Below are 3,398 nucleotides of genomic sequence, written 5' to 3' on the forward strand. Positions count from 1 at the left end.
ATACTGTTTGAAATTGCTACTGATCCTCCAGGTTTTGCTCATGATGAATCACAAGAGACAATGGGAGAAAAATTGATGTTGCCATCACAGTATGAACCTCATAGAGAGAAGATTGAACAAGTTTTGCTACCGTTTGAGGTAAGAGAACTAGACTGATATATGAAGGAATTAAGAATAAAAGTAGCAGATCCTGTTAGGGTTAATGAGGAGTTTATTGAGTACTCTTATTATCCGCACGGCTATAAAGGAAAGATGCGTTTTTGGGATGCTGCAATGGTATACGAAGGCACCCGAAGGTTAAGACAATTGTTTAATTTTAATGTCCAATTATAAATAAATCAATAAAAACACCGACATTAAATCGGTGTTTTTATTTAATCTCTAGGGACTTGAAAGAATTGGTTGTCTCGTTATCGTGGCTTGGCTTTTTCATATGAAACCTAAAAAACGACTAGTGGAAAGTAATTTGTGAAATGTTTCACTTAAACTAACGGGGCAGGTTAATTTAATAAAGAATAACTAATTGGGAAGATTAAGGGGTAAAATATGAGGTGAATTTAATTGATTAAACAATGCTTAATCTTATTAGGATTTTTTGTATTTACCTTTACCCCAATGCAAACTGTTAAAGCAGAAACTACTCCAAAGGCAGAAAATTCGTATTTCACAACAGAAGATATTGTTTCAGACCTTGTATTTCCAACTATTGATAAAAGAGTGATAAAAGAGTATGGAGGCGATGAACTATTTGGCTGGGAATGGCAAAGAATCGTCGGTATAAAGTACAACAACAATCATTCTTATGTTGTTGCCGTAAGAATTAATATTCCTTCGAATAATAATGATAATGTTAAAGAAGATTTAGTTAAGGTAAGAGTATCCCCATCATGTGACAGTGGAAAGATTAATAAGCAGAAATGTAATCACGGTTTTAAAATTGAAATAGTAGAATACAAACATTTGTCCAAATAAGGGTTATTAAGTCTATACCAGTTGGATGTTAAAAAGGCAGCGAATTAGCTGCCCTTTTTGTTTACTATTTGTTTAACTTTTTGACGTTTTCTCCATGTCAACCGAACCCGTTATGCTACGGCAGCATTCTTTTTTATTGAACTGATATGAACGAAACTGTCAACCCACCACACCCAAATGTTTTTAATTGGTGTTTTATTCAGTATGAATAGAGTTATTCCTTGTTCAACTTATAGACCAAATATCCTTTCGGATTTAGCTTGTCAAGGGCGCACTTTCCCTTGATAAGCTAAATCTGAAAGGGGTTGCCAAATTCAAGCCTTCTAATAAATTCCTCTTTTCAACAAGTTTAGAAAAATTATTAATGATGAATTGATGATAATCGACTTTATTTCCAAAAAATGTAGGAATAATAGAATAAAATTGATTCGATAAATTATCAAAATCATTAGAACCTGAATGTAACTTTTCTTCTATTTTATCCAATATTTGAAACCCTCTCGCTATTTGGGTATCTGATAGTTTTCCAAGTGGTTCGAGTGGGGAATAGGAAGTTCTGGTTTCTTCTTGTTGTTTTTCTTCGATAATGCCTACCATTTTTTCATTTCCTTTGAGTGAATCCATTGAACTCGTTTTGATTTGGAATTGAGTCACTGTAGGAATAAAGAAATCATCATCATCGACCAAAATATGTTCATATCCTTTTGCACGTTTTGAAGAAAGAATATGATTAAATTCCTCTTTGGCAGACAACCTACTATTAAAAAATCTTCCTTCTTTGCGAGGATTCCTACCTATACGCCCATATTCTGTATAGATGCGAAAAGGGTAATCCCCATCACCTTGATGAAATTCTATGATATAGTATTTATTTGAATTTCCCTTTAAAGAAGCATAGTTTAAAACAGCTCTTTGTTCTACGTCTGTAATCAAAAATAGTGGATGATTGGCTGAATGAATAGATATAACTCTCACCATAGTAAATCTCTCCTTCTTAAAAGTATAACCTAAAAAAGGTTTGGTTTATAAAAAAGTACCTATCTCATATATCTCCAATGTAGCGATTGCCATTTCTTGTGTGGGTTATCTAGCTGGCTTTTTTGGTAGGCATTTATCTCCAATGGGTGTCGTTATTTGGACGATTATTGTCTTATGGCTATCGACTATCCTAAAAAAATTGGTATGAGTAAAGATATTGTGAAATTTTTCACTTAAACTAACGTGGCAGGTTAATTATAAGGATTTTTATAAATCATACAAGATTAGTAACACGATGTCAGTTTCCATATTACTAAGGTTTTTGGGTAAAATTTACCTTTTGTTCATAGTGTTGGTATCCTCATGCAATTAAAAAAAGCCACCCGAAAGTGACTTTAATTTAATTTTTGATACATATAACTGCATTAAAATTTTCACATCTAATATACCTTCTTTTCAGTGTCCACTTTCTTTTGCTCTATTCACTCCTTATTCTTTACGTATTATTAATGGTATTTTCATCATAGAAATCCAGAATATCTTGAGGCAATGGAGTTTTTTGGGTCTTAATCATTTCATTTTTCATGTTATCTAGTAATTTTTTTTTCAAATAAATATGTCCCTCTTCCATATCTAAAATTTGTGCTAATGCTTTATCTGACCATGAATTAAGGAATTCTTTATGCTCCCATGCCCATTTCCATGAAAGAATTCTAGTTGATGTGTTAAAATCCAATGTATCGGTTAAAATTGTCCAAAGTGCATACATCTTTTGAGTGTAAGCTATTCTATCCAGTAATTCCTTATTTGGGTTATTAAGATGACTAATGACATCGTGCGCATAATTCAGGTACCAGTAAAAAGCAATTAATGTCCTTATGTTTTTAGCTTCACCTCTACCATCAAAAAAAGTAATCGAAGAAGTGTAGTTATAAAGTGCATTAATAAGATTGGAATCTCCATAACTAATTTTTTCAGACATGTGCTCAATTACCTTTTCACTGTTTATTGTTCTTTCAACATCATGACCCTTTCTCCAATCTGTTTCAGTGGAAAAATAAAATAATACGTCATTTAAAGTTGGGGAAATAAATTCCTGATAAATCGTTTTATATTCTTTGCTTTTTTCCCTTTTTGCAGTTAAACGGTGAGAAATAAATTGAGCTCCAACAGCTGCAATCAATGCTACCGATGCTGTGATAATCGCTGGAGTATAATCAGCCATAAAAAACTTTCTCCCTTTCAGAAAATATCCTTTTTGTACCATTATAACAATTGTTTGAACCAACTATCGGTAATGTTTTTAATTAAACTAAAACTTGTATAATAATATTCAAAAAATAAATTTCTCTGACTAACGGGTGCGCGCGACAAGTTCTGTTATAAGTGCTACCGCGCGAAATGCAGGAAGTTTATTAAATTAACTTCAACTTTACAATGGAGGATAG

General features: G+C 32.5%; 4 protein-coding genes and 1 pseudogene. 3 read left to right on the forward strand and 2 right to left on the reverse strand.

Annotated elements, in window-relative coordinates; genetic code table 11:
• From J2Y67_RS27505 to J2Y67_RS27515, 3 genes and pseudogenes are all read left to right on the forward strand, one after another.
• Positions 1 to 156 (forward strand): annotated as a pseudogene (locus tag J2Y67_RS27505) (ring-cleaving dioxygenase); the annotation flags it as partial.
• 3 nt (positions 157 to 159) lie between these two features.
• Positions 160 to 333, forward strand: a complete 174-nt coding sequence (locus J2Y67_RS27510; protein ID WP_310179364.1) for a hypothetical protein — start codon at positions 160 to 162, stop codon at positions 331 to 333.
• A gap of 228 nt (positions 334 to 561) precedes the next feature.
• Positions 562 to 972 carry a hypothetical protein gene (locus J2Y67_RS27515; protein WP_310179365.1) on the forward strand — a complete coding sequence of 137 codons (411 nt, stop codon included), beginning with the start codon at positions 562 to 564 and terminating at the stop codon, positions 970 to 972.
• Between the two features lie 255 nt (positions 973 to 1,227).
• Here the strand turns inward: J2Y67_RS27515 and J2Y67_RS27520 are convergent, their stop codons facing one another.
• Together J2Y67_RS27520 and J2Y67_RS27525 are read right to left on the reverse strand one after the other, a co-directional pair.
• A complete protein-coding gene (locus tag J2Y67_RS27520) occupies positions 1,228 to 1,950 on the reverse strand; it encodes a WGR domain-containing protein (RefSeq protein ID WP_310179367.1) in 723 nt (240 codons plus the stop codon).
• 496 nt (positions 1,951 to 2,446) lie between these two features.
• On the reverse strand, positions 2,447 to 3,175 hold the full coding sequence (locus J2Y67_RS27525) for a hypothetical protein (protein WP_310179369.1): 729 nt from the start codon (positions 3,173 to 3,175) through the stop codon (positions 2,447 to 2,449).
• Positions 3,176 to 3,398 lie beyond the last annotated feature (223 nt).

The sequence above is a fragment of the Neobacillus niacini genome, assembly GCF_031456445.1.
GTDB lineage: Bacteria > Bacillota > Bacilli > Bacillales > Cytobacillaceae > Neobacillus > Neobacillus niacini_I.

Coding starts and splice junctions, on each gene's coding strand:
- J2Y67_RS27520 (WP_310179367.1), bottom strand. CDS start 1,950: ATGGTGAGAGTTATATCTATTCATTCAGCCAATCATCCACTATTTTTG.
- J2Y67_RS27510 (WP_310179364.1), top strand. CDS start 160: ATGAAGGAATTAAGAATAAAAGTAGCAGATCCTGTTAGGGTTAATGAG.
- J2Y67_RS27525 (WP_310179369.1), bottom strand. CDS start 3,175: ATGGCTGATTATACTCCAGCGATTATCACAGCATCGGTAGCATTGATT.